The following is a 24035-nucleotide window of genomic DNA, read 5'->3' as shown; positions in this document are numbered from 1 at the left end:
CCCCCGGAGTGCTCGCGTTGCCCGGCGCCCCGGGCAGTGCCGTGACCGGTGTGGCCGAGGGTGCCGTGGTGACGGCCGCCGAGCATGCCGCCGGTGCCGCCGCCGTGGGGTCCGGGCTGGGCGGGACGGTGCCGCCGCAGGGCGTACCGGTGCCCACCGGCCGACGGGCCCGCCGCGAGGACGGTGAACAGCACGCGCTGCCCGCCGCGTTGCCGGCCGGCGGCTCCGGTGAGGCGGGGCAGGCGCAGGTCCAGGGTCAGAGTCAGGGTCAGGCCCAGGTCTCCGGGCCGGGTCCGTCCGGCGAGATCACACCTCAGCAGGAGGGGCGACGACGGCGTGCGCTGGCCGCCGCTTCGGAACGGGCCGCCGCGCAGGAGGCCGGGCCGCGTCCGGTCTTCGCGCTCCCGCCCGCTGAGGCGGACCGGGCGGCGGACGGTACGGAGGTTCCGGGACCGGGGCCCGGGCCGGTGCCGGTGCCCGTGCAGGCTCAGGGGCAGATCCCGGGGCAGGTTCAGGGACAGGTCCCGGGGCAGGCACAGGGGCAGGTCCCCGGTCAGGTCCCGGCCGCCGCTCCCGTTCCGGCCAACGGGCTCGCCCAGGTCCCGGGCCAGGCCGTGCCCGTTCCCGGTCAGCCCCTCCCCGGTCAGCCCGTTCCCGGTCAGCCCGTCCCCATCGACGGCCACGGCGACGACGGCCGGCACGACGCCGTGCCGCACGACCAGGCCGACGACCACACCCCGCCGCAGCCGCACCCGACCAGTGCGCCGACGGGCCGCCGCCGACGCGCCGTGGCCCGGCCCGCCGAGGCCGCCGGTACGCCCGCCCAAGGAGTCCCGGCGCAGGCGGCCGCACCGGGGCAACCGGGGCAACCCGTCCCCGCCGCGGTGCCGTCGGCGCAGTACCCGGGTGTCCCCGTACAGAACGCGACCGCGCAGGCGGGCCTGGCCCCACAGCCCGCACCGGCACAGGCACAGGCACAGGCACAGGGAGTCCCCGCCCAGGGCCAGCCCCTCCCCGCCGAGGCGTCCCAGCCGCAGCCGCAGCCCCACCCCCAAGCCACGCCCGGCGCCGGTACCCCCGTAGCGGCGAACGGCGCCGCCACCGCCGTACCCCCGAACCAGCCCGCCCCCGAAGCAGGACAGCCCACTCCGCCGCCCGCTGCCCCGGTGCCCGCGGAGGCCCGGGCCGCACAGCCTCTGCCCGCCGAGGCCGCAGCGATGCCCGCCCCGCCCACCCCGCCTTCCGCACCCTCCGCACCCTCCGCCCCCGTCGACCCCAACTCCACCCAGGGCCGGGCGATCAGTGTGCGGACCCTCGGGCAGGGGGTGCCGTTCACGCGGCAGGCGGCGCAGGTGCAGCAGCCGGGGACGGCCACGCCTCCGCCGCATCAGTCGGGCGGGGGCGGGCGTCGGCGCAAGCTCGGTACCCGGCCCGAGCCCGCTGCCGCCGCCGCGGCGGCCACGGAGCAGGCGGCGCGGCCGCATCCGACGGCCGAGCAGCAGGCCGTACCGGCGCAGGCGCAGCCTTCGCTGGCCGGGCAGTCGCGGCTCGCGCACGCGACCGAGGCGGCCGGGCGGTCGTATGCCATAGGAGCGCCGGACGAGAACGCCGCCGAGGGGCCCGAGCCGCTGGACGGTCCCGGTGGGGCCGTCGAGATCCCGGACACCCCGCGGCCGCAGCCGATGGACGACGAGCTGCCCCCCGAGCCGCTGGACAACCCGCGGCGGCTGCTGGTGTGGCCCGCGCCGGACGTGACGACCCAGCAGGCGCTCAGTGATCGTGGCTACCGGCCCGTCATCGTGCAGTCGCGCGAGGAGGTCGACGCGCAGATCGCGGCGTTCCCGGCCGCGCTGTTCGTGGACCCGCTGACCGGGCCGATCACCCGGACCGCGCTCCAGTCGCTGCGGCAGGCGGCGGTGGCGTCCGAGGTGCCGATCATGGTGACGGCCGGGCTGGGGCAGGCCTCGCGGGAGGCGGCGTACGGCGCCGATCCCGCCGTACTGCTGAAGGCGCTGGCGCCCCGGGACAGCGAGCAGCATCCGCCGCGGGTGCTGCTGATCGAGGAGCACGCGGAGATCGCGCTGGCGCTGACGTCGACGTTGGAGCGGCGCGGGATGCAGGTCGCGCGGGCGGCGAGTGACGCGGACGCGGTGACGCTGGCGGGACAGCTGCGGCCCAACCTCGTCGTGATGGACCTGATGCAGGTGCACCACCGGCGGGCCGGGATCGTGGACTGGCTGCGGGCGAACGGGCAGCTCAACCGGACGCCGCTCGTCGTGTACACGGCTGCCGTGGACCAGGCCGATCTGCCCCGACTGGCCTCCGGGGAGACCGTGTTGTTCCTCGCGGAGCGGTCGACGAGCGCGGAGGTCCAGTCGCGGATCGTGGATCTGCTGGCCCGGATCGGCACGAACTGACCCACGGGGCGCCGTCGTCCGGTTCTACGACGGTCAGGGCGCCCCGTGCTCGCGCGGGCCCCTGACCGTCGTACACCTGCTGCTTCTCGGAGCTGGACGGCTTCTCGGAGCTGGACGGCTTCTCAGAGCTGGGTGACGTCCAGCTCCCCCGCCGCGTACTGCTTGCGGAGGACCTTCTTGTCGAACTTGCCGACGCTCGTCTTCGGGACCGCCGTGATGATGGACCAGCGCTCCGGGAGCTGCCACTTGGCGATCTTGCCCTCGGCGGCGAGGAAGGCGCGCAGGGACTCGAAGTCGGCGGTGGAGCCCTCCTTGAGGACGACCGTGGCCAGCGGGCGCTCTCCCCACTTGTCGTCGGGGACGGCCACCACGGCCGCCTCGGTGACGTCGGGGTGGGACATCAGGGCGTTCTCCAGCTCGACCGAGGAGATCCACTCGCCGCCGGACTTGATGACGTCCTTGGCGCGGTCGGTGAGGGTGAGGAAGCCGTCGGCGGAGATGGTGCCGACGTCGCCGGTCTTCAGCCAGCCGTCCTCGCTGAACTTGTCGGCGGGGCGCAGGGGTTCGGCGTCGGGGCCGTTGTAGTAGGCGCCCGCGATCCAGGGGCCGCGGACCTCCAGCTCGCCCGCGGACTCGCCGTCCCAGGGCAGCCGCTCGCCGCCGGGGCCGCTGAGGCGGGCCTCGACGGAGGCGGGGAAACGGCCCTGGGTGAGACGGTAGGCGAACTCCTCGGGGGTGCCGACGACATGGGCCGGCGGGCGGGCGATGGTGCCGAGCGGGGAGGTCTCCGTCATGCCCCAGGCGTGGCAGACCCGCATGCCGAGCGCGTCGAAGGCCTCCATGAGGGAGGGCGGACAGGCCGAGCCGCCGATGGTGACCTGGGTGAGCGAGGAGACGTCCCGCGGCTTGGCGGTGAGCTCGGCGAGCAGGCCCTGCCAGATGGTGGGGACGGCCGCCGCGTGGGTCGGCCTCTCGCGCTCGATCATCTCGGCGAGGGGCGCGGGCTGGAGGAAGCGGTCCGGCATCAGCATGTTGACGCCGGTCATGAAGGTGGCGTGCGGCAGGCCCCAGGCGTTCACATGGAACTGCGGGACGACGACCAGGGAGGTGTCCTGGTCGGTCAGGCCCATCGACTGGGCCATGTTGACCTGCATGGAGTGCAGATAGATCGAACGGTGGCTGTAGACCACGCCCTTGGGGTCGCCCGTGGTGCCGGAGGTGTAGCACATGGCGGCGGCCTGGCGTTCGTCCAGCTCGGGCCAGTCGTAGCTGGTGGGCTTGCCCGCGATCAGGTCCTCGTACTCGTGCACGCGCGCGTGGGAGCCCTCAAGGGCCGAGCGGTCGCCGGGGCCCGAGACCACCACGTGCTCGACCGTCTTGAGGTGCGGGAGCAGTGGGGCGAGCAGGGGGAGCAGCGAGCCGTTGGCGATGACGACCCGGTCCGCCGCGTGCTGGACGATCCAGGCCAGCTGCTCGGCCGGGAGGCGGAGGTTCAGGGTGTGGAGGACCGCGCCCATGGAGGGGATCGCGAAGTACGCCTCCACGTGCTCCGAGTTGTTCCACATGAGCGTCGCGACCCGCTCGTCGCGGGTGACGCCGAGGTCTTCGCGCAGGGCGTGGGCCAGCTGGGCGGTACGGGCTCCGATCTCGGCGAAGGAGCGGCGGTGCGGCTCCCGTTCGCCGGTCCAGGTGGTCACCTGTGAGGTGCCGTGGATCGACGACCCGTGGGTCAGGATCCTGGAGATCAGCAGCGGTACGTCCTGCATGGTGCTCAGCACGGCGTCCTCCCGGGGCGGCATTGCCTACGCGGTAGTAAGGGTTGCGCCGATTCTGCGCACATACCGCGCGGTATGTCACTAGAGCCGGGCGATCGATCACGTCACGTTGTGTTCACAACGGACGACCGTCGCCGACGGTTCCCGGGCCGGTTCTAGCGGGCGAGCACCAGCTCGGGGTCCTCGCGGAGCTTGCCCAGCGCCCGGGACACCGCCGACTTCACGGTCCCGACGGAGACGCCGAGCACCTCGGCCGTCTGCACCTCGCTGAGGTCCTCGTAATACCTGAGGACGACCATCGCCCGCTGCCGGGCCGGCAGCTTCATGATCGCCCGCCACATCGCGTCGTGGAGGGCCTGCTGCTCGGCGGGGTCGTCGCCGCCGGGCAGGGGGTCGGGCTCGGGGATCTCGTCGGTCGCGAACTCGTCGACCTTGCGCTTGCGCCACTGCGAGGTCCGCGTGTTCAGCAGGGCCCGGCGCACATAGCCGTCGAGGGCCCGGTGGTCCTCGATGCGCTCCCAGGCGACGTAGGTCTTGGTCAGGGCGGTCTGCAGCAGGTCCTCCGCGTCGCTCGGGTTCGCGGTCAGCGACCGGGCGGTACGCAGCAGCACCGGCTGGCGGGCCTTCACGTACGAGGCGAACGAGGGGTACGCGAGGGTCTGCGTCACCGGTACGGCGGCCTTCGAAGCGCTGGTGCAGACGGGTGTGGTCATGGCTCCACGCTAGGTTCGAGACCGCCTCCCGCTCATCGGCCACAGGTCCCGAAGACAACTCCGCCTCAGGTTGTAGAGGTGGGGCTGGCTGCACCTCCTGAAGGTGGACGAGGAGGGCGGACGTACTGCGGGTTTACCCCTGGGGGGCTACTCGTCCGCGGTGAGCACCAGCCCTGAGGTGGGCACTCCGGTCCCCGCCGTCACCAGCACCCGCTCCGCCCCCCGCACCTGGTTCACCGCGGTCCCCCGCAACTGTCGTACGGCCTCCGCGATGCCGTTCATCCCGTGGAGGTAGGCCTCGCCGAGCTGGCCGCCGTGGGTGTTGAGGGGGATCCGGTCCTCGCGTACGAAGTCGGCGGCCTCGCCTCTCGCGCAGAAGCCGAACTCCTCCAGCTGCATCAGGACGAACGGGGTGAAGTGGTCGTACAGGATCGCCACGTCGACGTCCCGGGGGGTGAGGCCGCAGGTGCGCCAGAGCTGCCGGGCGACCACGTTCATCTCGGGGAGGCCGGTGAGGTCGTCGCGGTAGAAGCTGGTCATCTGCTCCTGGGCGCGGCCGGCGCCCTGGGCCGCGGCCGTGACGGCTACGGGCCGGTTGGGGAGGTCACGCGCGCGTGCCGTCGACGTGACGACGATCGCCTGGCCGCCGTCGGTCTCCTGGCAGCAGTCGAGGAGCCGGAGCGGCTCGACGATCCAGCGGGAGGCCGCGTGGTCGGCGAGGGTGATGGGGCGGCCGTGGAACCAGGCCGCCGGGTTCGTGGCCGCGTGCCGGCGGTCCGTGACGGCCACGTGCCCGAAGGCCTCCGGGGTGAGGCCGTAGGCGTGCAGATAGCGCTGGGCGGCCATCGCCACCCAGGAGGCCGGGGTGAGCAGGCCGAAGGGGAGGGACCAGCCGAGGGCCGCTCCCTCGGCGGAGGGTTCGCGGTGCTGGACCCCGGAGCCGAAACGACGGCCCGAGCGCTCGTTGAAGGCGCGGTAGCAGACGACCACCTCGGCCACGCCCGCCGCGATCGCGAGCGCCGCCTGCTGGACGGTCGCGCAGGCCGCGCCGCCGCCGTAGTGGACGCGCGAGAAGAAGGACAGCTCGCCGATCCCGCAGGCCTGGGCGACGGTGATCTCCGGGCTGGTGTCCATCGTGAAGGTGACCATGCCGTCCACGTCGGAGGGGCTCAGTCCGGCGTCGTCGAGCGCCGCGCGGACGGCCTCCGCGGCCAGGCGCAGCTCGCTGCGGCCGGAGTCCTTCGAGAACTCGGTGGCCCCGATGCCGACGATCGCGGCCTGTCCGCCGAGCCGGTCACGCGCGCGCGTGCTCATTCGGCGCTCCCCAGGGTGAGGGTGGCGGTGCCCGTCACGTGGTTGCCGATGGCATTGGTCCCTACGACCCGGACGGTCGCGGTGGTGCCGTCGACGGCCTCTATGGTCCCCGTCAACACCATCGTGTCCCCGGGGTAGTTGGGGGCGCCCAGCCTGATCGCGACCTTCCTGAGCACGGCCCGCGGTCCGAAGTGGTCGGTGAGGTAGCGGCCGACCAGGCCGTTCGTCGTGAGGATGTTCATGAAGACGTCCGGGGAGCCCTTGTCACGGGCCAACTCCGGGTCGTGGTGCACATCCTGGTAGTCCCGGGAGGCGATCGCGCCCGCGACGATCAGCGTGCGGGTGATCGGTATCTCCAGCGGCGGGAGCACGTCACCGGGCCTCACGCGCCCTCCTCCACGGCCTCCATGGACTCCATGGCCTCCGCTGTCTCCACGGCCTCTACGGCGCTGAAGACGGGGAGGACCAAGTCGTCGTCGTAGGCACGGAATTCGAGGCGCACCGGCGTCCCGATCCGCACCTTGTCGTACGGCGTCCCGACCACGTTGCTGATCATCCGCACCCCTTCCGCGAGTTCGACCAGGGCGACGGCGTACGGCGGATCGAAGGCGGGGAAGGGCGGGTGGTGCATGACGACGTACGAGTAGACGGTGCCGTCGCCGCTCGCCTCGACCGTGTCCCAGTCGGGGCCGCCGCAGTGGGCGCAGCCGGGGAGCCAGGGGAAGCGGAGGGTGGCGCAGGCGGTGCAGCGCTGGATGAGGAGCCTGCGCTGTTCGACGCCCTCCCAGAAGCCGGCGTTGTCGCGGTTGACGACGGGGCGCGGGCGCGGGGGCTTCTTCGGCCTTCGGGCCGGCGCGTACTTGAGGATGCGGAAGCGGTGGGTGCCGACGAGCGTTCCGGCCACGCGGACGTCGGTGCGGGTGGTGACGAAGTGGCCGGTGCCTAGCTTGGTGGTCTTGCGGTCCGAGACCGACTCGATGACCGTGTCGAAGGTGATCTCGTCGCCGGGGCGCAGCGGTTGGAGGTACTCCTGCTCGCAGTCGGTGGCGACGACCGAGGTGCAGCCCGACTCGTCGAGGAGGGCGAGGAGTTCGTCGTACGCCGGGGCGCGACCGCCGGTGTGTCCGCTCAGGCCGCCCATCGTCCAGGCCTGGAGCATGGTGGGCGGGGCGGTGGCGTCGGGGCCGGTGTAGGCGGGGTTGGTGTCGCCGAGGGCCTCGCACCAGTGGCGGATCATGGGGAGGTTGACGGGGTCCTTGCCGGTGGCGGAGACGGCGGCGGGGTGTCCTTCGTAGGACTTCAGGCGGGGCAGGAGGCCGGGGGGTGGCGACGGGGTCACCGGTGGGTCCGCGGTCCAACTGCCCTGCCGCGCGGCCTGGTTGCCGGTCCGGGAAGCCCCGGGCCCGACCACCGCGCCATCGGGGTCTCCGCCTTCCGGTGCGGGGTCCGTCACGCCGTCCGGATCGTCGCCCATGACGGCAACCTCCTTGTCCGCAAGATTTCCTGACTGTCCGTCAGATGCTGTGCGGTGTCAAGGCGGGCAGGCGCGAGCGGGCAACGGGAAGGCGAGCGCGGTGCCCTCGAACACGCCTGCGCGGCGGCGCCGAAGCACCGCCGCGCGGACGTGTCACACCCCACGAAGCACACCCCGTCGAGGGCCGGTCAGCCCCCGTGGATCACCACCACAGCGGGCCGAAGTTGACGGACGTGTTGTTGTTCCCCTGGTTGATGGCCGTGAACGCGGAGCCGTTGACCTGCGCGGTGTTGCTCTGGTTCGAGGCACCCGAGCCGACGGCGTTCTGCTGTGTGGTGGACGAGTTGCCGTTGTTGTCGTGCCCGACACCGCTGCCCACGATGCTCGCGACACCCGCGTTCGATCCGTCGTCCGCGAAGCCGCCGTTGTCCGCCGCCGCTACGCCGGTGAAGAGCGCGGCGGCGAGCGGGAGGGCGGAGACGGCGGCGATGACGCGGGCGGTACGGATGCTTGCCATGGTGTTTCCTCCAGAACCCGGCCTGTTGCCGGTAGTACGTCAAGTAAGGCTGTTCACCGGGCAGTTGGCCGACCGCCTCGGTGTGGTGCACGACGTCGCGAGATCAGAGTTGCCCACCGAATCCCCGGCGAACCAGAGCGGAAGGGGTTATTCCCCCTGAAGCGTGAGGACAAGTCGATAAACCCCTTTCACGACTTCACCGTGCAGGTCAGGGTGGTTGTGGAGGTTGTCGATCAAGTGGGACAACAGGGGAAGCGTTCCGGCAGATTTCCAGCCAATCCGCCGGGCTCGGCGAGTCGCGCCCGCTCACCCTTCCCTTTTTCGAACACCCGTACGAACATAGAGGCATGGCCACCACAGACCGGCAGGCCACGACGCTGGCCCTCGCACACGCCCTGTCAGCCGCCGAGCGCGGGCTGGCCGTCATCCCCCTGTCCCGCACCAAGCTCCCGGCCCTGCGCTCCCCCCACCGCTACGACCCCGTGCCACCGCCCTGCCACGGCGAGTGCGGCACGTTCGGCCACGGGGTCTACGACGCCTCGACGGACCCCGTCCGCATCCGCGAGCTGTTCGCCGCCGCGCCCTGGGCCACGGGGTACGGCATCGCGTGCGGCCTCCCGCCCCACCACCTCATCGGCATCGACCTGGACACCAAGTCGGGCACGGACTCCTCGGCGGCCCTGCGCGAACTGGCCCTGCGCCACCTGTTCACGATCCCGGACACCGTCGTCGTACTGACCCCGAGCGGCGGCCGCCACCTCTGGCTCACCGGCCCGCCGGACGCCGCCGTCCCCAACTCGGCCGGCCGTCTGGCTCCGGGCATCGACATCAGGGGCGCCGGCGGCTACCTCGTCGGCCCCGGCTCCCGCACCGACCACGGCGTCTACGGCACGGCTCCGGGCACCGCGCACCTCGCCCCGGCCGCCTGTCCCCCCGCCCTGCTCCGCCTGCTCCTCCCGCCACCGCGCCCGACCCACCCCGCGACCCACCCCTCCGCCGGCGACCACGGCCAGGGCCCGATCCAGTTCGTCCTCGCCGCCCACGAGGGCCAGCGCAACACCCGCCTGTTCTGGGCGGCCTGCCGCGCCTACGAGAACGGCATCGGCCCCGCGCTCGTCGCTCCGCTGGTGGACGCGGCGCTCAACACGGGGCTGACGGAACGGGAGGCTCGGGCGACGATCGCTTCGGCGGCTCGGATGACGGGATATCGGGCGTGAGGGGGGCGGGTGTCTTGGTGGTGCCGGCGGGTGAGGGGGCGGGTGTCTTGGCGGTACCGGCGGGTGAGGAGGGTAGGTGTCTGGGCGGTGCCGGCGCGTGAGGAGGGCAGGTGTCCCGGCGGTACCGGCGCGTGAGGGGACCGGTCTCGGTGGCCGAGCCCATCCAGTCAGGGCCCATCCAGTCAGGGCCGATACGGTCAGAGCCCATCCGGTCAGGGCCGTCCGAGGAGCCCCTCGGGCAGCGTGGCCCCGGCGCCGCTGAGATGACGGAGAGCGGCGGCGAAGGAATGGCAGTCGAAAAGCGCCGAATGCTCCGATCCGGCGGCGGGTTCGGGAAGACCGAGCACCTTCCACAGCCGCCCGACATTGACGGTCGCCGTGACCGGGGCGACGGAGTTCACCCAGGGCCGGACATTCAGAAAATGAGCACCGAGAAACCCGTTCTTGACTTCCTCTCCCCGTCCCCGGGCCCAGCCCACATTCTCCCCGAGAACGACCATGTCATTGCCGTAGGAGAGCACGGACCGCCCCCGGCAGAACCCCAGAAAATCACCGAGCGCCGCCGCGGGCGGGACCCCCTCCCGGTCCACCGTCCCCTGGTCGATCCCGGTGAGCTCGCTGAAGTACGCCGACAGCCGCGGGTTGACCACGGGCCGCACCAACACCTCGAACTCCTCGGCCACGGAGAAGTCCTCACGCAGCCGCAACGCCCCGATCTGCACAATCTCGCGAAGCTGCCCGCTCCCTCCCCAGTCCCCCTCCAACGCACCTTCCCATGACGTGAATTCGAGGTCGAACACGACGAACGTGGCCAAGACAGCTCTCCCTCCGACACGAGTCGCGTCGAATACAGGCAATGCGTGCAAAGGTCATTCCCTCGCACAGGGGACGTCCATACCGACGAGAGGAAGCCAGACCATGGCATCAGCCGGCCGGCAGCACCTGACGGGGAAGGGCCGCGAGGCGTTGGAGACGTTCCTCCGCGACCGGGGAGCCGACCGGCTGCCGCATCCGGGCGGAACACTCCTGGAACACCTGAACCGCGTCGAGCGACTGCTGGGCGACTGGGGAGCGGCCCCGCCCGTCCGCACCGCAGGGCTCTGCCACGCAGCCTACGGAACCGACGGCTTCGCGACAGCACTCCTGCCCGTCACCGACCGCTCGACGCTCACGGCGCTGATCGGCGAACAGGCAGAAGCCCTGGTCCACTTGTACGCCGCCTGCGACCGCGCCACCGTCTACCCCCGCATCGACGGCACCCCGACGATCCCCTTCCGAAACCGCTTCACCGGCCACGACGACCACCCCTCACCGGCCGCCCTCCGGGCCTTCTTGGAGATCACCGCCGCCAACGAACTCGACGTCCTGGCCCACAACGCGGACCTGGCCAGACAACACGGCCCCGCCCTCCACAACTTCCTGACCCGAGCGGGCTCCCTGCTCTCCCCCGCCGCCCGCCACGCGATCACCCGCCAACTGCCGTAGCCCGGCACGCCGAAGGGGCGCCCCGAACCCGGGACACCCCTTCAGTACGACTACGACCTCCGCGGAGGCGGTGAGATTCGAACTCACGGTGACATCGCTGCCACGACGGTTTTCAAGACCGTTCCCTTAGGCCGCTCGGGCACGCCTCCCCGCGTCGCCGGTGATCGGCGGCGCGGGGACAAGAGTAGCCGGTCGGCTCATGGGGGCGTGGCTCAGCTGTCGCCCGTCCGGGACCCCAGGGTGAGGTCGACCGTGTGGGTCTGGCCGCTGCGTTCGTAGGTGATCTTGACCTTGTCGCCGGGCTTGTGGGTCCAGATCTCGCCGATGAGGGTGGGGCCGGAGTCGATGACCGAGTCGTCGAGCTTGGTGATGACGTCGCCGGGCTTGAGGCCGGCCTTGGCCGCGGGGCCGCCCGCCTCAACCGGGTCGGAGCCGCCGGCGCCCTCGGTGGTGATCTTCGCGCCGTTCGAGGAGTCCTCCAGGGAGACGGAGGCGCCGATCTTGGCGTAGACCGGCTTGCCGGTCTTGATCAGCTGCTGGGCGACGTACTTGGCCTGGTTGATCGGGATGGCGAAGCCGAGGCCGATCGAGCCGGACTGGCTGGTGCCGCCGAGGCCGCCGCTGCCGGTGGACTGGATCGCGGAGTTGATGCCGATCACGTTGCCCTGCGCGTCGAGGAGGGGGCCTCCCGAGTTGCCGGGGTTGATCGAGGCGTCGGTCTGCAGCGCGCTCATGTAGGACGCGTTCGAACCGCTGCCGTCACTCGACGCCACCGGGCGGTTCTTCGCGCTGATGATGCCCGTCGTGACCGTGTTCGACAGGCCGAAGGGGGCGCCGATCGCGATCGTGGAGTCGCCGACGGCCACCTGGTCGGAGTTGCCGAGGGTGAGCGGTTTGAGGTCGTTCGGGGCGTTCTTGAGCTTGATGACCGCGACGTCGTAGCCCTGCGCGTGACCGACCACCTCGGCGTCGTACTTCTTGCCGTCCGGGAAGGTCGCGCTCAGCTTGCCGCCGTCCACCGCCTCGGCCACCACGTGGTTGTTGGTGACGATGTGGCCCTCGGTGTCGAAGACGAACCCGGTGCCGGTGCCGCCCTCGCCGCTGGTGGACTCGGCCTCGATGGTGACCGTGCTGGGCAGCGCCTTCTGGGCCACGCCCGCGACGGTGCCCGCGTCCCGCTTGACGCTGCCGCCGCTGGTGGACGCGGAGACGGTCGTGGAGGAGCTGTCGTCGTTGTTCTTGGCCAGCGTGTAGCCGAGGCCGCCGCCCAGGCCGCCGGCGACCAGCGCGGCGACCAGGATCGCAACGACGAGTCCACCGCGGCCGTTCTTCGGCTTCGGCGCGGGCTGCTGGTACGCGGCACCCCAGACACCGCCGGCGCCACCCATACCGCCCGCGCCACCCATACCGCCCGCACCACCGTCGGCGTACGACGGCGTCACCGGGACCTGCGGCGGCGGCCAGGCGCCCTCGGGGCCCGAGTACTGCGGCGCGCCCTCCGCGCCGGGGTAGGTCGGCGCGCCCTCCGCGCCCTGGTGCTGCGGAGCCCCGCCCGGCGTCTCCGCCGAGCCGTACGCCCCGGCCGCCGGAGCCTGTCCGGCGTGCACGAGTTCCGGTCCCTGCGGGGCCGCGGGGGTGCCCGGCGGCACCGGCGGGATGGGGGTGGTGGGGGCGCCCGCGTCGGGGGCCGGGGTCTCCGAAGCCGCGGGAGCGTCCACCGGCACGGGGGGTGCGGACGGGGCCGGGGGTACCGCGGTGCCCTCGTTCTCGGTGCTCACAGCTTCTCTCCTCGGTCCACGGCTGTCTGTTGTCGGTCGCACTCGGTCACGCTCGGCCAGTGCCGCTCGATGTCCGGCGTGCGTCAGCTGTGCATGTCCTTTTGTATGCCGTCAGCTTTTCCCACGGGCCGTCAGGGCACCATAAGCGGTGGCTGTGGGTCCGTGGCTGCTCTTTATATAGGCCATGTAAGACAAATAAGGCGCAAACGGTATGCCTCCGGATACCTCCGTTCGCACGCGTACCCCCGCGCGGTGGCACCATGACGCGGTGACCCACGCACGGCAGCAGCTGACTCAAGTCGTCGCCCACCGCGGAGCCTCGGAAGACGCTCCCGAGCACACCCTCGCCGCGTACAAGAAGGCCATCGAGGACGGCGCGGACGCCCTCGAGTGCGATGTACGCCTCACGGCGGACGGCCATCTCGTCTGCGTCCACGACCGACGGGTCAACCGTACGTCCAACGGCCGCGGCGCGGTCTCCGCACTGGAACTCGCCGAACTCGCCACCCTGGACTTCGGCTCCCGCCGGACCCGGGAGCTGTGGCGCACCCGCGACGAGGAGCCGGACTGGGTGTACCGGCCCGAGGACCGGGAGGACACCTCCGTCCTCACCCTGGAGCGGCTGCTCGAACTCGTCGCCGACGCGGGGCGGCCGGTGGAGCTGGCCATCGAGACGAAGCATCCGACGCGCTGGGCGGGCCAGGTGGAGGAGCGGCTGCTGCTGCTCCTGAAGCGGTTCGGCCTGGACGCCCCGGCCTCGGCCGCCGAGTCGCCGGTCCGGGTCATGAGCTTCTCGGCCCGTTCGCTGCACCGCGTGCGTGCCGCCTCGCCGACGCTGCCGACGGTCTATCTGCTCCAGTTCGTCTCGCCCCGGCTGCGGGACGGCCGGCTGCCCGCGGGGGTGCGGATCGCCGGGCCCTCGATCCGGATCGTGCGCAACCACCCCGGCTACATCCGGCGCCTCAAGGCCGCGGGTCACCAGGTGCACGTGTGGACCGTGAACGAGCCCGAGGACGTGGATCTCTGCGTGGAGCTCGGCGTGGACGCCATCATCACCAACCGCCCGCGCGCGGTGCTCGACCGACTGGGCCGCTGACGTCGCTTCCGTCACAGGGTGTGCCCCGGCGCGTTCGATGCGTATTCGATCGTTATGAATGCGTCAGCGGAACGGGATTGGCCGGTTTCCGGTACAGGCCAATGGGGCATCCACACCGTGGCGTGGGGCGAAGGAGGTCTCGGGGGTGGCGTTGGTGGTGGCACAGGAGGTGCCCACGTCGTCGAGCATGGCCGTACCCCATGGCCCTGCGGGCGTGGGGGAAGCGAGACACCGGATGCGTGTGCAGTTGCGCACGGGCGGCGTGGCGGAATCGGTCATCGACGACGCCGTTCTGATTCTTTCGGAGCTCTTGAGCAACGCGTGCAAGCACGGCCGGCCGCTGGGCGACGCCCTGGCCGGTGACGGCGACGTCCGGGCCGCCTGGCGGGTGGACACGGGCGGCAGGCTCACGGTCGAGGTGACGGACGGTGGCGGACCCACCCGCCCGGCCCCGGCCACCCCGTCGGTCACCGCGCACGGCGGCCGCGGGCTCAACATCATCACCGCGCTGGCCGACGACTGGGGCGTCAGGGACGACGCCCGGGGCGAGGTCACGGTCTGGGTGATCGTCCACGCGGACGTTCACGATCCGGACGCCGGGCGCCGCCGCGACGACTTCGCTACGCGCGTCACGGCCCCCGCGGTGTCCGCGATACCCGACCTGGGCTTCGCCGACGCGTTCGACGACCTGGACTGAGACGGCCTGGCCCGAGAGCACCGAGAGCACCGCCCGCCCCGGAACACCCCGGCGTTGTCCACAGGCTCCCGTCGGCCAAGTCGCAAGCGGCTAGGCTCGCGCCCGTACGAGACGAGCCGTAACCGGGAGACAGCCACGATGGCCAAGAAGCGACCCCAGACGAAGGCCAAGCGCCCGCAGATCACGGATGGCGAGGTCCCGGTCGTCGGTGCCCGCGAACCCTGCCCGTGCGGAAGCGGCCGCCGCTACAAGGCCTGCCACGGCCGGGCCGCCGCACAGGCCGCGGCCGAGCTGGTGCACCGCCCGTTCGAGGAGCTCGCGGGTGAGGGCGACTGGGTGGCCCTGCGCGAGCTGGTCCCCGCCGCCACGGTCGAGCTGACCCTCAAGGGCGGCCTCCCCGAGGGCGTCCCGTCGGTCACGCTGGCCACCGTGCTGCCGATGGCCTGGCCCGCGCTGCGCCGCGACGACGGCTCGGTCCTGCTCGGCCTCCAGAACGACACGGCGTCGGGCGACATCAGCCGCGACCTGGCCGACACCCTCCGGCGCGCGCTGGAAGCGGCCCCCGGCACCCCGGTGGAGGGCCGCCGCGCCCCCGCCGACGGTCCGCGGCTCCAGGATCTGCTCGACCCCGAAGGCACGTTCGAGCCAGTTGTGCACGAGGGCTTCGAGTTCTGGGTCCCGGACGCGGAGAACGCCACGCCGGAGGTGACCGCCTCCCTGGAGCGGGCCAACGCTGCGGCCATCCCGACCGTCCGGCTGACCGGTGTGGACGCGGCCTACTGGTGCGAGACCCCGGACAAGAACCATCTGCGCTGGGTCATGCCGCACCCCGAGGAGCAGCTTCTGGACGCGCTCGCGCGGCTGCACGCGGCCGGTCGGTCGAGCCTCGGCGAGGGCACCCGGCTGGTCGGTTCCTTCCGCGCTCACGGCCTCACCGTCCCGGTCTGGGACCTGCCGAGCGGGGTCACCGCGGAGGACGTGGAGAAGCCGGCCGCCGAGTTCGCCGAGCGGCTCGCGGGCGCTCTGGCCACGGACGCTCCGCTGAGCGCCGACGAGCGCCGGGCCCGCGGCGGCCTCACCAACCGTCAGGTCACGCTGAGTTGACCGAGCCGGTGCGGCTGACCGGTCGGTCAGCCGCACCGGACCGAAGCGGAACGATCGACTCCGCCCGCAACTCCCCTCCGAGACAAGCGAATCGGTGTCCGAATAGGCCAGGGAGGGCGGCGCTCGAATTTGCGAACGGCCGATCTCTTGTTACCGTTCGAGTAGCCCGGTTGCTGGTGCATCCCCCGTCGCCAGCAACCGGGTCTTTCGCTGTCCGGGCTCCGGTACGGGACGCCGTCGCGCGTCAACTGCCCGGAGTACCGCCGGAGTTGCTCCCCGACCGCAGCAGCAGCGGTCCGGTGCCCGGCGAAGCCGCGAACTCCGCCACCGCCGAGTAGTCCTCCGGCGCCCCCCGCGTACTCCCACGGGGCGTCTCACAGCTGTCCGGCTCGTCGTCGGCGCCGACCGCGCAGCGCATCTGCACGGTGCGTCCGCCGGGCCCCATGAGGCTGAGCACGGCGTCCAGCGCCGCGCCGGTCGCGTTGCGGTAGTAGGTGCGCGCCCAGGTCTCGGCACCTTGCGTCAGCACACAGGTCTGCGCCTCGATGCCGTCGGGGGAGGTCAGTTCGGGACCGCAGCGGGCGGCGGTGGCCAGTCCCAGGCCGAGCAGCAGCGGCGAGCGGGTCGCGGACGGACGGGGCGCCTTGTAGTCGTCGGCCCCGGAAGGACGCTCGGCGGACTGCCGTGCCGGAGAGGACTCTGCGGCGGACGGCACCGCGGAAGGCCGTACGAGATCGCGTACGACCGTACGGCCGCTCTCGCCCACCTGGCCCGCGGAGGCCACGGCCAGCGGCAGCGCGACCGCGCAGACCACGGCACCGGACAGGGCGAGCAGACGAAGGTTCATGAAGCGGACGATAACGACCGGGCACGGGCTGCCGGTTCCGCCCGCGCCCGACACCCCTACAACTCGGGTGCGCTCACACCCGTACGAGTGAGGGCCTCGACGACGGCGTCCACCACGGCCTCGACGTCGGGGACCCAGGGGGAGGCCGAGCCGGGGAGCGGAGCGCGCTCCCAGACGATGTCTCCGTGGCCGGTCTCGGACGGGGGCAGGGCGAGGTAGCCGCCCTCGCCGTGGAAGCGGAGGGAGCCGGGGACGTGGTCCTGGGCGTACAGCAGTTCGCCCAACTGCTCCAGGGAGTACGGCTTGACGAGGATCGCCCAGCGGTTCGGCGTGGCGACCACCGGTCCCAGGCGCATGCCCTCGCGGTCGAGCGCGGCCAGGGCGCGGGAGGCCGCGAGGGCCGGCAGGCTGACCGCGCACGGGGCGCTGCCGCCGGTGGCCATGACGATCGGCGCGGCCGGGCGGTTGGTCCACCACCAGCGCACCATGCGCTCGTCGGTGGTGGCCGCGAGCAGGCCGGGGTCGAAGGGGTGGGCGCCGGGGACCGTGCACTCCGGGTCGGGACAGCCGCAGCGGGCCCGGCCCTCGGGGTCCGGTGCCACGCCCGGGAGTACGGGCCACTGCCATTCCTTCGCGAAGGTCAGGGCCGCGCTGAGCAGTTCAGGCCTCCCGTCGCTCTGCTGGGACAGGAGCCTGCGTCGCCTTCCGAGGATCTCGCGCATGAGCGCTCGTTCCTTTCCGTTGCACCGCTGGCAACACCGTGGACCACATCACACCATGTGTCGATCACTTCACTGTGCGTACCTGTTGGCGCATCACACCCTTGTCCTGGACAAGGGGAACCCCATACTGCGTCTATCAAAAGCATGAGCGTGGCGGGGGGTGGCGAAGTATGGCGTTTTGCCGTCGCGCGTATTTCTCTCCGCCTCCGCCACGGGAGGATGGGGCTCGGTCGTCGGTGGCTAAGACGCCCGGGTCGGTCGCCAGGTTCCGGGTGGCTGTCCACCACCCCTGGTCCTTACCGAGTACGTACCCATCACGACCGCTGTGACGCTCTGTGGAGCAAGGCCAGTCGACCTCAATACACCGTAACCCGAGGCAGTTTTGAGCCAACTTTGCCTTTGGACCCACTCTCCACCAGTTGCCCATGGACACCAGGAATCCCGGCAGGACAATGCTGGACATCCCCTTACGAGTGCGTGTACATGTGGAGACACTGCTAGCGGCGCAGAATGACATGGGGGTTTGCGATGCTTTTGAGCAATACGCACCGGTCGGAAAGCCGGACGCCATGAACGCCCCTCACCCTCCGAAAGTGGCTGGAATCGATTCAACGGTTCCCGCACCCGCACACACTGTCGCGCCCGCGCCTGCCGCCTCGGGCACCTCCGCGGTGACCGCACCGTTCGCGCCGAACGCACCCGGCGCGCTGCTCCAGGACCGTCTCGCCGGCTGGGTCTCGGACCTCACGACACTCCACGAACTCACCGAACGCCTCACGCGCACGGACGCACTGCCCGACGCCCTCCAGGAGCTGTTGCGCGCCGGATCCGCCCTCGTAGGAGCCCGGCGCGGACTCGTCGTCCTCGAACCCGACGACGGCCTCGGCCCCGACACCACCATCGGCCTCGGCCTCGCCCGCGCCGACCTCGGGCACATCGAGACGGTCCCGCGCAGCGCGATGCCGTACGGCCGACTCCTCGACACGGCGGCCGGACTCCCGGGCGGCGACGGCGAGATCGCCCAGCCCGACCTGCTCGCCGAGGACGGCCTCGACCCGCGTCACCGCGAGGTCGCCGCCCGTCTCGGCTACGCGGCCTGCTACGCGCTCCCGCTCGCCACCGACTCCGCCGGCCGCCTCGGCGCCGCCGTGTGGCTCTACGACGAGCCCGCCGAGCCGTCCGAGCGCCGGCGCCACCTCGTCGGCCTGTACTGCCGGTACGCCACCGAGCACCTGGCCCGGCTCCTCGAAGTCGAGCGCACGCGCGCGTGCATGGCGACCATGGCGGAGGAGCTGCTGCCGTCCCGGCTCCCCCGGGTCGCCGGAGTGCGGCTCGCGGCACGGCATCGCACCGGCCCGCGCGGGGGCGGCGACTGGTACGACGCGCTGCCGCTGCCCGACGCGGCGCTGGGCCTCGCGGTCGGTTCGGTGACCGGCAGCGGCCCGAGCGCGATCGCCGCGATGGGGCGCCTGAGGGCCTCGCTGCGGGCGTACGCCGTGATGGAGGGCGAGGACCCGGTCGCGGTCCTGTCCGACCTGGAGCTGCTGCTCCGACTGACCGAGCCCGCCCGCTCGGCCACCGCCCTGTTCGCCTACTGCGAGCCCGCGCTGCGCAAGATCACCCTGGCCGGTGCCGGGCACTGCCCGCCGCTGCTGATCGGCGAGCGGCGCACCGAGTTCGTGGAGACGTCCGTGTCCGCGCCGCTCGGCATGCTCGCCTGCTGGGAGGCGCCGAGCGTGGAGCTGTGCGCCGAACCGGGAGAGACGGTTCTGCTGTACACCGACGGGCTGCTGCACCGCACCGGCGACGCCACCGACCGCGCCTTCGCGCGCCTGCACTCGGCGGCGGCCGGGGTGCCGAAGGGGCTGCGCGACGACCCGGGCGCGATCGCCGACCACGTCCTGCGGACCGTGCTGCCCGAGGGGCTGGACGCGGCGGACTCGGAGGAGGACGTCGTACTACTCGCGGCGCACTTCGAGTAGCACGGTGTAACAGGTCTTTCGCCCCTGGGCCCCCTTCCGTACGACCGTACGATGGAGGGGGTCCAGTGCCGTATCTAGGAGGATGACCGTGGCCGAAGAGCTCACCCCGGAGACCCCGGAAGCCGAGCCCGAGGAGCCGATCAAGAAGCGGAAGAACGGCCTGTACCCGGGCGTCTCCGACGAGCTGGCCGACAGCATGAAGTCCGGCTGGGCCGACACCGAGCTGCACGACCTGGAGCCGATCGCGCAGTCCGCCGAGACCGCGGCCCGCCGTGCCGCGCTGTCCGCCCGCTTCCCGGGCGAGCGGCTGGTGATCCCCTCGGGCAACCTGAAGACGCGTTCGAACGACACGGAGTACCCCTTCCGGGCGTCCGTCGAGTACGCGTACCTCACCGGCAACCAGACCGAGGACGGCGTGCTCGTGCTTGAGCCCGTCTCCGGCGGCCACACCGCCACGCTGTACCTGCTGCCGCGCTCCGACCGCGAGAACGGCGAGTTCTGGCTCTCCGGGCAGGGCGAGCTGTGGGTCGGGCGCCGGCACTCGCTCACCGAGTCCGAGAAGCTGTACGGCCTTCCCGTCTCCGATGTGCGCGAGCTGGCGGACGCCCTGCGCGAGTCCACCGGTCCGGTGCGGGTCGTGCGGAGCTACGACGCCGGCATCGAGGCCGCCCTGACCGACAAGGTCACCGCCGAGCGGGACGAGGAGCTGCGGGTCTTCCTGTCCGAGGCGCGGCTCGTCAAGGACGAGTTCGAGATCGGCGAGCTCCAGAAGGCCGTCGACTCGACCGTGCGCGGCTTCGAGGACGTGGTGAAGGTCCTCGACAAGGCCGAGGCCACCTCCGAGCGCTACATCGAGGGCACCTTCTTCCTCCGCGCGCGTGTGGAGGGCAACGACGTCGGCTACGGCACCATCGCCGCGGCCGGGCCGCACGCGTGCACGCTGCACTGGGTGCGCAACGACGGACCCGTGCGGTCCGGTGACCTCCTTCTGCTGGACGCGGGGGTGGAGACGCACACGTACTACACCGCCGACGTCACGCGCACGCTGCCGGTCAACGGCCGCTTCAGCGCCGTGCAGAAGCGGATCTACGACGCGGTGTACGACGCCCAGGAGGCCGGGATCGCGGCCGTGCAGCCGGGCGCCAAGTACCGGGACTTCCATGACGCGGCTCAGCGGGTGCTGGCGGAGCGTCTCGTGGAGTGGGGGCTTGTCGAGGGGCCCGTGGAGCGGGTGCTCGAACTCGGGCTTCAGCGGCGGTGGACGCTGCACGGCACCGGGCACATGCTGGGCATGGACGTCCACGACTGCGCTGCCGCGCGGGTGGAGTCGTATGTCGACGGAGTGCTTGAGGCCGGGATGGTGCTGACCGTCGAGCCCGGGCTGTACTTCCAGGCCGATGATCTGACCGTGCCCGAGGAGTACCGGGGGATCGGGGTGCGGATCGAGGACGACATCCTGGTGACGGTCGATGGGAATCGGAATCTTTCGTCCGGGTTGCCCCGGCAGTCTGATGAGGTCGAGGCGTGGATGGCGGGCCTCAAGGGTTGAGTTTCGGGTGCGGGTGCGTTGTGGCTTGTCGCGCCCCGCGGCGGAGCCGCAAATGTCACAGCCCCGCGCCCCTGGGTAGGTTCTCGTGGACCTGCATCTGAGTGCTGAACCTGGTGAAGGGCGTCGTGCTGGGCTTGAGCGAGCCCTGCGCGATGCCGTTCGGGGTGGGCGGCTGGCTCCCGGAGCCCAGCTGCCCGCCTCCCGGCGGCTTGCCGAGGAGTTGGGGGTTTCCCGGGGGACCGTGAAGGCGGCTTATGAGCAGTTGGTCGCCGAGGGGTATCTGACCGCTCGGCAGGGGGCCGGGACCGTTGTCGCTCCGTTGCCCTCCGCGGAGGGCGGGGCGTCCGAGAGAGGCGCACGCGCGCGTGCGCCTCTTTTCGATCTGCGGCCCGGGAGCCCGGATGTGGGGGCGTTTCCGGCTGCCGCCTGGATGCGGGCCCTGCGCAAGGCCGTCGACCGCGCGCCCGTCTCCGCCTACGACTACGGCGATCCCCTGGGCCGGATCGAGCTGCGGACCGCCCTCTCCGAGTATCTCGGGCGGACCCGCGGGGTCGTCGCGCCTCCGGAGCGGATCCTCGTCACCTCCGGGGCCGTGCAGGGGCTCGCGCTGCTCACCCGGGTGCTGGAGGGCGGCACCGTGGCCATGGAGGACCCCGGACTGCCCTTCCACCGGGACGTCGTACGGCACGCCGGCGGGCGGGTGGTGCCGGTGCGGGTCGACGACCTGGGGGTCGAGGTCGATGATCTCCGGGATCCCGCGGCCGTCGTCGTGACTCCCGCCCATCAGTATCCGACCGGCGTGACCCTGCACCCCTCGCGGCGGCGGGCGCTCACCGACTGGGCACGCGCGCGCGGGGCGCTGGTCGTCGAGGACGACTACGACGGGGAGTTCCGGTACGACCGACAGCCCGTCGGCGCGCTCCAGGGCATGGCGCCGGGGCAGGTCGTCTATCTGGGCACGGCGTCCAAGACGCTCGGGCCCGCGCTCAGGCTCGGGTGGATGGTGCTGCCGCCGCAGCTCGTCGGGGCCGTCGCCGAGGCCAAGCTGCACAGCGACCACAGCGCCGAGACCATCGGGCAGCTGGCCCTCGCCGAGCTGATCCGCAGCCATGCCTACGACCGTCACGTGCGCGCGTGCCGCCTCCGGTACCGGCGGCGCCGGGACCTCCTCGTGGCGCGGCTGGGCGGGCGGTGGCGGGTGGAGGGGATCGCGGCCGGGCTGCACGCGCTCGTGGAGGTCGAGGACGAGGCGGCGGTGCTGGCGCGGGCCGAGGCCGAGGGGCTCGCCGTGGGGTCGCTCGGCGAGCACTGGCACACGTCCGGCCCTCGTCAGGGGCTCGTCGTGGGGTACGGGACACCTCGGGAAGCAGCCTGTGCCCAGGCCCTGGAGGTGCTGGCCCGGGTACTGGAATTGGGCCACTCCTGAGCACCTTTATTGGGCCTGTCGAGCGGTCCACCGCGCTTCTAGTGTCGTTCCCATGAAGCACTCACTCGTCCCGTCCGCAGGGCCGCACCGTGTGCTGGCGCTGGCCCAGCTGAGCAACTCCGTCGGTGACGGCGCCTACTACGTGACGTCGGCGCTCTACTTCACCCATGTCGTCGGGCTCGCCCCCGCGCGCGTGGGCCTCGGGCTCACCGTCGGCTGGGCCATCGGGTCGGTGGTGGGGGTGCCGCTCGGCCGGCTCGCGGACCGGCGCGGGGCGCGCGGTACGGCGGTGCTGCTGGCGCTGGCGACGGGGCTGGCGGTGGCGTCCTTCCTGGTGGTGCGGGACTTCGTGCCGTTCGTCCTGGCGGCCTGCGCCTACGCCTCCGCGCAGTCGGGGCTCGCCGCGGCCCGGCAGGCGCTGCTCGCGGGGCTGGTGCCGGCCGGTGAGCGGACCGGGCTGCTGGCCCACCTCCAGGCGACGCTGAACGCCGGGCTGGCCGTGGGCGCGGGGCTCGGCGGGCTCGCGCTGCACGCCGGGACGCGGGCCGCGTATCTCGGGGTGTTCGCGGTGGACGCGGTGAGCTTCCTGGTCTGTGCCGGGCTGCTGCTGCGGCTGCCGTCGGTGGCGCCTCGCGGGTCCGTGGAGAAGGTGAGCGGCCCGGGTGTGCTGCGCGACCGGCCGTACGCCCTCGTGACGCTGCTGAACACCGTCCTGCTGCTGCGGATGCCCCTGCTGAGCCTGGGGATCCCGCTGTGGATCGCCGAGCGGACCGCGGCTCCGGACTGGCTGGTGTCCGCGCTGTTCGTCCTCAACACCGGGGCCGTGATGGTGTTCCAGGTGCGGATGGCCCGCGGGGTGACGGGGCTCGCGTCGGCCACGCGCGCGGTGCGGCGGTCCGGGTGGGTGATGCTGGCGGCCTGCGCGGTGTTCGCGCTGTCGGCGGGGGCCTCGCCGTGGGTGGCCGTGGGCGCGCCGGTCGCCGGGGCGGTGTTGCAGGTGATCGCCGAGATGGGGCAGTCGGCGGGGTCCTGGCAGCTCTCCTTCGACCTGGCTCCGGCCGAACGGGTCGGTGAGTACCAGGGGTTCTTCGGGACCGGGGTGACGGTGGCCCGGACGCTGGGGCCGCTGGTCCTGACCACGCTGCTGGTGGAGTGGGGCACGCCGGGGTGGCTGCTGCTCGGCGGGGCCACGCTCGGGGCGTCGTACGCGATGGGGCCGGCGACCCGTCGGGCCGCCGGCCGTCGTGAGGCGCCGGTCAGGCGGCCTGCGCTCGTGAACTGACCGCCGCTCGTGAACTGACCGCCGTCGGAAGGGCGTCCACGAACAGGGCCCCCGCGAGCAGCCCCGCGCTGCCGCGGGGGCTCCACGCGCGTGTGTGCAGGTCGGCGTCGAGGGCGAGCAGTGCTTCGCGGCCCTCCTGGGTCGTCGTACCGCCCGCTTCGAGGACCTCGCGGGCGCCGGCCTGGACATGGCGCAGGCCCAACGGGCCCGCGGTGTAGAGGAGTTCGGTGTCCTGGAGGGTGGACATCACGGTGATCAGGGCGTCCAGGCGGGCCTCCGGTTCGGTGGCGCCCTTGCGGCGGGCCTCCGCCAGCGCGTCCAACGCCCGCCGCACGTGCGGGAATCCGGCGCGTGCCTCGCCCCGGGCGCCCGCCGCGCCGTACTTCGCGGAGACCGAGGAGCCCCGGGAGGCCCGGCGCGGGGCGCGCTTGTCGGTGTGGGCCGCGATGCGCTTGGCCGCCGTACAGACGTCCTTCGAGCGGGCCGCCGGTTCCAGGGCGGCCGCGGCGACCAGCAGACCGAGGGTCCACAGGGCGCCGCGGTGGCCGCCGCCGGCCAGGCCCACCGAGTGCTCGGTGGAGCGGCCGATCGCGCCCAGTTCGGCGCGCAGGGCGGGGGTGCGCTCGCCGGTGCGGCGGGA

At 72.5% G+C, this 24035-nt stretch carries 20 protein-coding genes, 1 tRNA gene and 1 pseudogene; 10 read left to right on the top strand and 12 right to left on the bottom strand.

The genetic code is table 11. From position 1 onward, the window contains the following. Nucleotides 1–2417: pseudogene (locus G3I78_RS45920) on the top strand (nickel transporter); the annotation flags it as partial. A 122-nt stretch (nucleotides 2418–2539) separates the two neighbouring features. On the opposite strand, the gene G3I78_RS45915 reads toward G3I78_RS45920, so the two are convergent. The 6 genes from G3I78_RS45915 to G3I78_RS45890 form a co-directional block, all read right to left on the bottom strand. Continuing rightward, nucleotides 2540–4216, bottom strand: a complete 1677-nt coding sequence (locus G3I78_RS45915; protein ID WP_164436373.1) for a long-chain fatty acid--CoA ligase — start codon at nucleotides 4214–4216, stop codon at nucleotides 2540–2542. A gap of 131 nt (nucleotides 4217–4347) precedes the next feature. Then, nucleotides 4348–4905 carry a SigE family RNA polymerase sigma factor gene (locus tag G3I78_RS45910; RefSeq protein WP_164436371.1) on the bottom strand — a complete coding sequence of 186 codons (558 nt, stop codon included), beginning with the start codon at nucleotides 4903–4905 and terminating at the stop codon, nucleotides 4348–4350. A gap of 147 nt (nucleotides 4906–5052) precedes the next feature. Then, nucleotides 5053–6219, bottom strand: coding sequence for a lipid-transfer protein (locus G3I78_RS45905; protein WP_164436370.1), 1167 nt, complete (start codon nucleotides 6217–6219; stop codon nucleotides 5053–5055). Further along, nucleotides 6216–6605 (bottom strand): MaoC family dehydratase, encoded by a 390-nt coding sequence (locus tag G3I78_RS45900; protein ID WP_164436368.1) that lies wholly within the window; start codon nucleotides 6603–6605, stop codon nucleotides 6216–6218. The genes G3I78_RS45905 and G3I78_RS45900 overlap by 4 nt, the downstream gene beginning before the upstream one ends. Then, nucleotides 6602–7693, bottom strand: coding sequence for a bifunctional MaoC family dehydratase N-terminal/OB-fold nucleic acid binding domain-containing protein (locus G3I78_RS45895; RefSeq protein ID WP_164436366.1), 1092 nt, complete (start codon nucleotides 7691–7693; stop codon nucleotides 6602–6604). Before G3I78_RS45895 ends, G3I78_RS45900 begins: the two co-directional genes overlap by 4 nt. Nucleotides 7694–7895: 202 nt before the next feature. Then, nucleotides 7896–8210, bottom strand: a complete 315-nt coding sequence (locus tag G3I78_RS45890) for a hypothetical protein (RefSeq protein ID WP_164436364.1) — start codon at nucleotides 8208–8210, stop codon at nucleotides 7896–7898. 347 nt (nucleotides 8211–8557) lie between these two features. Here G3I78_RS45890 and G3I78_RS45885 point away from each other — a divergent pair, with 347 nt between their 5' ends. Continuing rightward, nucleotides 8558–9427, top strand: a complete 870-nt coding sequence (locus G3I78_RS45885) for a bifunctional DNA primase/polymerase (RefSeq protein WP_164436362.1) — start codon at nucleotides 8558–8560, stop codon at nucleotides 9425–9427. A 212-nt stretch (nucleotides 9428–9639) separates the two neighbouring features. Here G3I78_RS45885 and G3I78_RS45880 read toward each other — a convergent pair whose 3' ends face one another. Continuing rightward, on the bottom strand, nucleotides 9640–10242 hold the full coding sequence (locus G3I78_RS45880; RefSeq protein WP_164436360.1) for a 3'-5' exonuclease: 603 nt from the start codon (nucleotides 10240–10242) through the stop codon (nucleotides 9640–9642). A gap of 103 nt (nucleotides 10243–10345) precedes the next feature. On the opposite strand from G3I78_RS45880, the gene G3I78_RS45875 reads away from it, so the two are divergent. After that, a complete protein-coding gene (locus G3I78_RS45875) occupies nucleotides 10346–10912 on the top strand; it encodes a DUF6817 domain-containing protein (RefSeq protein WP_164436358.1) in 567 nt (188 codons plus the stop codon). A gap of 62 nt (nucleotides 10913–10974) precedes the next feature. Here G3I78_RS45875 and G3I78_RS45870 read toward each other — a convergent pair. Both G3I78_RS45870 and G3I78_RS45865 read right to left on the bottom strand, forming a co-directional pair. Further along, nucleotides 10975–11061 (bottom strand) — tRNA-Ser (locus tag G3I78_RS45870). Between the two features lie 63 nt (nucleotides 11062–11124). Further along, nucleotides 11125–12690: a trypsin-like peptidase domain-containing protein gene (locus tag G3I78_RS45865; RefSeq protein WP_164436356.1), complete on the bottom strand. Its 1566-nt coding sequence runs from the start codon at nucleotides 12688–12690 to the stop codon at nucleotides 11125–11127. 268 nt (nucleotides 12691–12958) lie between these two features. On the opposite strand from G3I78_RS45865, the gene G3I78_RS45860 reads away from it, so the two are divergent. The 3 genes from G3I78_RS45860 (at nucleotide 12959) to G3I78_RS45850 (ending at nucleotide 15587) form a co-directional block, all read left to right on the top strand. Next, on the top strand, nucleotides 12959–13786 hold the full coding sequence (locus G3I78_RS45860; protein ID WP_164436354.1) for a glycerophosphodiester phosphodiesterase: 828 nt from the start codon (nucleotides 12959–12961) through the stop codon (nucleotides 13784–13786). A gap of 58 nt (nucleotides 13787–13844) precedes the next feature. Beyond that, the gene (locus G3I78_RS45855; RefSeq protein WP_164436352.1) at nucleotides 13845–14483 is read left to right on the top strand and encodes an ATP-binding protein; all 639 of its coding nucleotides are present in this window, start codon (nucleotides 13845–13847) and stop codon (nucleotides 14481–14483) included. Nucleotides 14484–14621: 138 nt separating this feature from the next. After that, nucleotides 14622–15587 carry a DUF5926 family protein gene (locus tag G3I78_RS45850; RefSeq protein ID WP_164436350.1) on the top strand — a complete coding sequence of 322 codons (966 nt, stop codon included), beginning with the start codon at nucleotides 14622–14624 and terminating at the stop codon, nucleotides 15585–15587. Nucleotides 15588–15831: 244 nt separating this feature from the next. Here G3I78_RS45850 and G3I78_RS45845 read toward each other — a convergent pair whose 3' ends face one another. Both G3I78_RS45845 and G3I78_RS45840 read right to left on the bottom strand, forming a co-directional pair. Next, nucleotides 15832–16434: a hypothetical protein gene (locus tag G3I78_RS45845; RefSeq protein WP_164436348.1), complete on the bottom strand. Its 603-nt coding sequence runs from the start codon at nucleotides 16432–16434 to the stop codon at nucleotides 15832–15834. Between the two features lie 56 nt (nucleotides 16435–16490). Next, nucleotides 16491–17156, bottom strand: coding sequence for a bifunctional DNA primase/polymerase (locus G3I78_RS45840; RefSeq protein ID WP_164436346.1), 666 nt, complete (start codon nucleotides 17154–17156; stop codon nucleotides 16491–16493). Nucleotides 17157–17608: 452 nt separating this feature from the next. On the opposite strand from G3I78_RS45840, the gene G3I78_RS45835 reads away from it, so the two are divergent. The 4 genes from G3I78_RS45835 to G3I78_RS45820 all read left to right on the top strand — a co-directional run bounded on the left by G3I78_RS45835 (nucleotide 17609) and on the right by G3I78_RS45820 (nucleotide 23395). After that, on the top strand, nucleotides 17609–19138 hold the full coding sequence (locus tag G3I78_RS45835) for a PP2C family protein-serine/threonine phosphatase (protein WP_203616443.1): 1530 nt from the start codon (nucleotides 17609–17611) through the stop codon (nucleotides 19136–19138). Between the two features lie 82 nt (nucleotides 19139–19220). Beyond that, nucleotides 19221–20687 (top strand): aminopeptidase P family protein, encoded by a 1467-nt coding sequence (locus G3I78_RS45830; protein ID WP_164436342.1) that lies wholly within the window; start codon nucleotides 19221–19223, stop codon nucleotides 20685–20687. An 85-nt stretch (nucleotides 20688–20772) separates the two neighbouring features. Continuing rightward, a complete protein-coding gene (locus G3I78_RS45825) occupies nucleotides 20773–22113 on the top strand; it encodes a PLP-dependent aminotransferase family protein (protein WP_164436340.1) in 1341 nt (446 codons plus the stop codon). A gap of 52 nt (nucleotides 22114–22165) precedes the next feature. After that, nucleotides 22166–23395 (top strand): MFS transporter, encoded by a 1230-nt coding sequence (locus G3I78_RS45820; RefSeq protein ID WP_164436338.1) that lies wholly within the window; start codon nucleotides 22166–22168, stop codon nucleotides 23393–23395. Here G3I78_RS45820 and G3I78_RS45815 read toward each other — a convergent pair. After that, nucleotides 23370–24035, bottom strand: a 666-nt coding sequence (locus G3I78_RS45815) for a triphosphoribosyl-dephospho-CoA synthase (RefSeq protein ID WP_164436336.1), incomplete at its 5' end; no start/stop codon positions are given. The two genes, G3I78_RS45820 and G3I78_RS45815, sit on opposite strands and share 26 nt — an antisense overlap.

The sequence above is a fragment of the Streptomyces sp. SID13726 genome (assembly GCF_010548375.1).
In the GTDB taxonomy this organism is placed as follows: Bacteria; Actinomycetota; Actinomycetes; order Streptomycetales; family Streptomycetaceae; genus Streptomyces.
Note: the sequence above shows the minus strand (reverse complement) of the source record. Positions and strands in the feature narration are given on the sequence as shown.